The organism is Devosia sp., assembly GCF_028290645.1.
In the GTDB taxonomy this organism is placed as follows: Bacteria; Pseudomonadota; Alphaproteobacteria; order Rhizobiales; family Devosiaceae; genus Devosia_A.
On the sequence record NZ_JAQGJL010000341.1, the window covers coordinates 1 to 6,274 of the forward strand.

6 protein-coding genes are annotated in these 6,274 nt (G+C 67.0%); 5 read left to right on the forward strand and 1 reads right to left on the reverse strand.

Annotated features, from left to right (window positions below; translation table 11 throughout):
* The 5 genes from JWQ89_RS18115 to JWQ89_RS18135 form a co-directional block, all read left to right on the forward strand.
* A partial coding sequence (locus JWQ89_RS18115; RefSeq protein WP_299643238.1) for a phenylalanine--tRNA ligase subunit alpha occupies positions 1 to 687 on the forward strand: 687 nt, incomplete at its 5' end.
* Positions 687 to 1,100 (forward strand): hypothetical protein, encoded by a 414-nt coding sequence (locus tag JWQ89_RS18120; protein WP_299643240.1) that lies wholly within the window; start codon positions 687 to 689, stop codon positions 1,098 to 1,100. The genes JWQ89_RS18115 and JWQ89_RS18120, both read left to right, overlap by 1 nt.
* On the forward strand, positions 1,097 to 1,744 hold the full coding sequence (locus JWQ89_RS18125; RefSeq protein ID WP_299643241.1) for a 3'-5' exoribonuclease: 648 nt from the start codon (positions 1,097 to 1,099) through the stop codon (positions 1,742 to 1,744). Before JWQ89_RS18120 ends, JWQ89_RS18125 begins: the two co-directional genes overlap by 4 nt.
* Entirely contained in the window at positions 1,741 to 4,149 is a 2,409-nt protein-coding gene (gene pheT, locus JWQ89_RS18130) for a phenylalanine--tRNA ligase subunit beta (protein WP_299643243.1), read from the forward strand. Before JWQ89_RS18125 ends, pheT begins: the two co-directional genes overlap by 4 nt.
* Before the next feature lie 69 nt (positions 4,150 to 4,218).
* A complete protein-coding gene (locus JWQ89_RS18135) occupies positions 4,219 to 5,511 on the forward strand; it encodes an O-antigen ligase family protein (RefSeq protein ID WP_299643245.1) in 1,293 nt (430 codons plus the stop codon).
* A gap of 181 nt (positions 5,512 to 5,692) precedes the next feature.
* Here the strand turns inward: JWQ89_RS18135 and JWQ89_RS18140 are convergent.
* On the reverse strand, positions 5,693 to 6,274 hold a 582-nt coding region (locus JWQ89_RS18140; RefSeq protein WP_299643247.1), incomplete at its 5' end, for an aldo/keto reductase.

Here is a 6,274-nt window from a genome sequence, read left to right on the forward strand (position 1 = left end):
AACTTCCCCGAGGGGCATCCGGCGCGCGAGATGCACGACACCTTCTTCATGGCGCCCTCGCCCGACGGCATCAAGCGCGTGCTGCGCACCCACACCTCGCCGGTGCAGATCCGCACCATGCTGAAGACCAACGAGAAGCCCGCTGCGCCCTATCTCACGCCGGCGATCGACCCGCCGATCCGCGTGGTGATGCCAGGCCGCACGTACCGGCACGACAGCGACCAGACCCACACCCCGATGTTCCACCAGGTCGAGGGCCTCGTCATCGACAAGTCGAGCCATATCGGCCAGTTGCGCTGGGTGCTCGGGGAATTCCTCAAGGCGTTCTTCGAGGTGGACAATGTGACGCTGCGCTTCCGCCCGAGCTTCTTCACGTTCACCGAGCCGTCGATGGAAGTCGACGTGCAGTGCGATCGCTCGGGCGCCGAGGTGAAGATCGGCGAAGGCAGCGACTGGCTCGAAATTTTGGGCTGCGGCATGGTGCACCCTAATGTCCTGCGCAATTGCGGCCTTGACCCCGATGTCTACCAGGGCTTCGCGTGGGGCATGGGGATCGACCGCATCGCCATGCTCAAATACGGCATGAACGACCTCCGCGCCTTTTTCGACGCCGACAAGCGCTGGCTCGACCACTACGGCTTCCGCCCGCTGGACCTGCCGACGCTGTTCGGGGGGCTGAGCAGCTGATGCGTGCCAGCGCACTTACCGTCGGCCTGATGCTGCTCGCCTCTCCGGCCTTCGCCGAGGAGACGATCTGCACGCCCGACCACTACTACAACTGGAACGAGCCCGCCCCGCTGATCATCCCGATCGATGCCGCGCGGGCCGCCGGGTCATGGGTGACGCGTGTCGATATCGAGACCGGCGCCTATCGCCAGCACCACATCACCGACGAGACCTTCACCGGCGAGAGCGGCACCTTCACCATCCTCAACCCAGGTTCGCTCAAGGAGCGGATCGATTTTGCGGCAGTGGACCGGCAGTCCGGCCTGATGCTCCGGATCAGCCTCGTCGACGAGGGCCGACCGTTCGTGCGGGTCAGCTCCGAGGGGACGGTCGCCTCCGGCCATTGCGTCTACCAATCCGAGCTGCCGCGATGAACCTCCAGCCCCCCACCGACGCGCCGCCCATCACCACCTTCGTCGTCACCGACATCGAATCCGACGGGCACAACCCGCTCGAATCCTCGATGCTGAGCTTCGCCTCGGTGGCCTGCGACGTCACCGGCAGGGTGCTCGACGAGTTCCAGGCCGTCCTCGCCCCGCGCCCCGACCGGCAGCCCGACTCCAACACTATGGCCTGGTGGGCGACGCAGCCCGAGGCCTATGCGTACGCCACCGAGAATCCGGAACCGGCCGAAATCGTCATGCCGCGCTATGCCGACTGGGTCGAATCGCTCCCTGGCTTCCGCGTTTTTGCGGCGGCGCCGATGATCTTCGACGGGTTGTGGATGGACCACTACCTCTCTGTCTTCGCCGGCACCCGCGTGCTGGGCGGGCCGTACAAGACGCGACAGATCTTCCGCGGCGGCGGCGTCTGCCTCTACACCATGGCCGGCACGCTGCGCGGCGCCGAGTATCTCAAATGGGGCATGCAGCGCGTCCCGCCCGACTGGTACGGCGATATCGAACACACCCACCGCGCCATCGACGATGCGCGCGGCTTCGCCAACGTGCTAGGCAAACTTTTCGAGATCAGCGGGTCCCTGCCCAAGATCGAAGCGACCGAAAGCGTCTACAAATGAAGTTCACCCTCGACTGGCTCAAGGAGCACCTCGAAACCACAGCGACGGCCGAGGAGATCGGCAAGGCGCTGACCATGGTCGGGCTCGAGGTAGAAGAGATCGTCGATCCTGCAGAAAAGCTCCGGCCGTTCGTCGTCGCCTACGTGGCCGAGGCCAGGGACCATCCCAATTCCGACCATCTCAAGATCTGCAAGGTCGATGCCGGCACCGGCACGCTGATCGACGTCGTCTGCGGCGCGCCCAATGCCGTCACCGGCATGAAGTCGGTCTTCGCCTTCCCCGGCACCTATATCCCCGGCAAGGATTTCGAGCTCAAGGCCGGTGTCGTCATCCGCGGCGCGCCATCCAACGGCATGCTGTGCTCGGCGGCCGAACTCGAACTGAGCAACGACCATGACGGCATCATCCGCCTGCCCGACGACGCGCCGGTCGGCATGAGCTATGTCGACTACGCCAAGCTCGGCGGCGCGGTCATAGATATCTCGATCACCCCCAATCGCGGCGACGCCACCGGCGTCTACGGCGTGGCGCGCGACCTCGCGGCCTTCGGCACCGGCACGCTGAAGCCCACCGACATGTCGCCGGTCCCCTCCCAGGGCCCGAGCCCGATCCCGCCCCTGCCGCAGGATTTCGCTCCGGGCGAACCCAAGGCGATCCAGAAATTCGCCGGCCGCTACATCAAGGGGGTGAAGAACGGCCCTTCCCCCGATTGGCTGCAGCAGCGGCTGCGCGCCGTCGGCCTGAGGCCGATCAATGCGCTCGCCGACATCACCAACCTCGTCTCGCTCGGCTGGGGCCGGCCGCTCCATGCCTATGATGCCGACAAGGTCACCGGGCGCATGCACCTTCGCAACGCGCGCGACGGCGAGACGCTCGAAGGCCTCGACGGGCGCACCCACACGCTCGATGCCACCATGTGCGTCATCGCCGACGACACCGGCGCGCTCTGCCTCGGCGGCATCCTCGGCGGCGTGCCGTCGAGTTGCACCGACGAGACGGTGAACGTCTTCATGGAATGCGCCAGCTGGGACCCCGATCTCATCGCCCAGACCGGCCGCAAGACCGGCATCGTGTCGGACGCCCGCTACCGCCTCGAGCGCGGCGTCGATCCGGCGCTGACCGAGCCCGGCCTCGAACTCGCTACCCGCCTCGTCCTCGAAATCTGCGGCGGCACCCCGATGGAGCCCGCCATCTCGGGCGAGGACGTGTTCCCCAACACCGTCATCGATTTCCCGCTGTCGGAAGTCGAACGCCTCACCGGCCTCGAAACCTCGGCCTCCGAGATCGAAGCCATCCTCGGGCGCCTCGGCTTCCGCCTTGAAGGCACCGGCCTCACCCGCCTGGTCGCCGTCCCCTCCTGGCGCCCCGATGTCACCATGAAGGCCGACCTCGCCGAGGAAGTAATGCGCATGGTCGGCGTCGACAACGTGCCGGTCGATCCGCTGCCGCGGCTTAACCATGTCGCGCCGCGCATGCTGACCACGCTGCAGAACCGCCGCCGCCTCGCCCGCCGCACCCTCGCTGCGCGCGGCCTCGACGAGGCTGTCACATGGTCATTCATCCACGCCGGCGAAGCCGAGCGCTATGGCGGCGGCCGCCCCGAGCTGAAGCTCGCCAACCCGATCGCCTCCGAGCTCACCGACATGCGGCCCTCGCTGCTGCCGGGCCTGCTCGGCGCCGCGCAGCGCAACACTAATCGCGGCTTCAACGACCTGAAGCTGTTCGAAGTCGGCCAGGTGTTCCACTCGGTCCTCCCCGAGGGCCAGCGCACCTATGCCTCCGGCATCCGGCTGGGCGGCTCGCGCCACTGGCAATCGGGCAACGGCAAGGTCTCGGTATTCGACGCCAAGTCCGATCTCGCGGCGTTGCTCGACGCCATGGGCCACGACATCGACAAGCTGCAGCTCGTCGCCGAACCCGCCCCCTGGAGCCATCCGGGCCGCGGCGGCCGCGTCCAGCTCGGCCCCAAGCTCACCATCGGCTGGTTCGGCGAGATCCACCCGAGCGAACTTGAAAAATACGACCTTACCGGCGCCGTCGCCGCCTTCGAGCTCGATCTCGACGCCATCCCCGAGCCGCGGAAGAAGCCCACTCGTTCGAAGCCGGCGCTGAAGCTTAGTGACCTGATGCCATTGAGCCGCGACTTCGCCTTCCTCGTCGATCGCGACGTCGCCGCGGCGACCCTACTCCGCGCCGCCCGCAACGCCGACAAGGCGCTGATCACCGATGTCTCGGTGTTCGACGTGTTCGAAGGCAAGGGCATCCCCGAGGGCAAGAAGTCCGTCGGAATCGCGGTTACACTGCAGCCGACCGACAAGACGCTCACCGACGAGGAGATCGAGAAGGTGGCGGCGAGCGTGGTCGCGGCAGTCGGCAAGGCAACAGGCGGCGTGCTGCGCACCTAAGGGCACGAACTGGAAAAGTTGCAGACCTTTCCGGTTCGATCACGCGACAATCGAGGCCAAGGAGACTGAATGGCGGTCGAGGGCAAGCGCGGGACGTTCGGCGAGGCGGCGCCGGAGGGGCTGGATGTCGCCGCCCTGCCGCTTGCGCCGCTCGGTCCGGCCGCGGGCAGCGAGGCGTTGCTGCGCCGCGCCGTACTGGTGGTGGCGATCGGCGGCTCGTGCGTACTCGGCTACCTCACCACCTACGCGCTGCTCGTCATCGCGCTCGCGGTGTTCGCCTATTTCGCGGTGCGGCGGGCGAGTGTGCAGATCAGCTTCGACCAGCCGGCAAAGCTCTTCCTCGGCGCCTTTATGCTGCTGTTCGTCAGCGCCGTGGTCACCGCCCGGCAGCCGTCGGACCTGCTCCAGACCCTCAACTTCTCGGCCATGCTGCTCTATGCGCCGCTGGCGCTGCTGTTCCGGCGCGCCGCCATGCCCAGCAACAGCCGCAAGTTCGCCGATTTCGCCCTGTTCGGGGCGGCCGCCGGCCTCTGCGTCGCGCTCTACTTCAACTATGTCGAGGGCATGGAGCGGGCCGGGCTCGGCTCGCCCATCACCGATCCGATACGGCTCTCCAACACCGCGCTGCTGCTCGGCTTTCTCGCCATGATCGGCGCCGCCGCCGCCACGGGCAGGCAGCGCTTCATCTACCTGCTCGGCCCATTGATGGCGCTGGCAGTGATCTTCGCCTCCGGCTCGCGCGCGGCGCTCGTGGCGTTTCCGGTGCTGCTGTTCATCTCGGCGCTGCTCCTGGTGCGGCACAAGGTGCTGGCGGCGCTGGTCAGCGTCGGCGTGCTCGCCGGGTTCGGGCTCATCGGCTATTTCGCCGATCTCGCCGGCGCCCGCTCATCGTCCATGTTCGAAATCCTCGGGCGGCTCGCCGGCGGCGACAACCCGGCTGACCTCGGCACCACCATCCGCTTCATCCTCTATCGCGCCGGCGCCGCGGCCTTCCTCGATGCCCCGCTCTTCGGCCACGGCTGGGGGCAGCTGATGACCTCGATCATCCCCTATCTCGCGGTCTACGAACTGGTGCACGCCAAGCTCCCGCACCTCCACAACGACGCGCTGAACTTCGCCGTCGCGGCCGGCCTCTTCGGCCTCGTGGTCTACCTGGTGCTGCTGGTGCTACCGGCCGTCTGCTGCATCTTCAGCCCGCGCGACAGCCAGTACCGCACCCGGCTCTACGGCTGCAGCCTGCTCTCGGTCAGCTACCTGGTCCTCGGCCTCCCCGACACCATGCTGAGCTTCCCGCTGCACAACGCGCTCTACGTGGTGCTGACGGCGGTGCTGCTGAATTATTGCCGGGATGAGCGGGTGTAGTTCACCGGCGGTCCCCTTTCCACGGGCACCGGCGCACCGCCGACGGCCCCCCTCCCTCAATCCCTCCCCTTGAAGGGGAGGGAGGCGATTGAGCCGCTGCATCGATCTACCAGTCAGGCTCCCCTCCCCCTTCAGGGGAGGGGTGGAGGTGGGGGTCGTGCGGTTTTCCTCGATGGTCCCGTCAGCGACCAGGCCGGCTATCCACCAGCCCGCCCTTGCTCGCCGCGTCGATCGCCTTGATCTCCTCGGCCGACAATTCGAGATTGCCCAGCACCCCGAGACAATCCTTCAACTGCTCGAGGTTCCGCACCCCGATCAGCGCCGAGGTCATCTCCTTGCGCCGCAGCACCCAGGCCAGCGCCAGCTGCACCATCGTCTGCTTCCGCGCCTTGGCGATATCGCCGAGCTTGTCCACCGCCTCGAGAATGCGCGGCTCGAGCCGGCCGGCATTGAGCGAATAGTTCTCCGAGGCGCGCGTGCCCTCGAGATCGCCCTTCAGCTTGTTGTACTTGCCCGACAGGATCCCCTGCTGCAGCGGCGAGAAGGCGATGACGCCCACCCCAAGCTCGCCGCAGGCCTCGATGGTCTTGTCGTCCTCGATCCAGCGGTTGAGGATCGAGTAGCTCGGCTGATGGATCAGGCAGGTGACGCCCATGTCCTTCAGGATTTTGTACGCCTCGCGGGTCTGCTTCTCGGGATATTGCGAGATGCCGACATAGAGGGCCTTGCCCTGCCTGTGCAGCTGCGCCAGCGCGCCCATGGT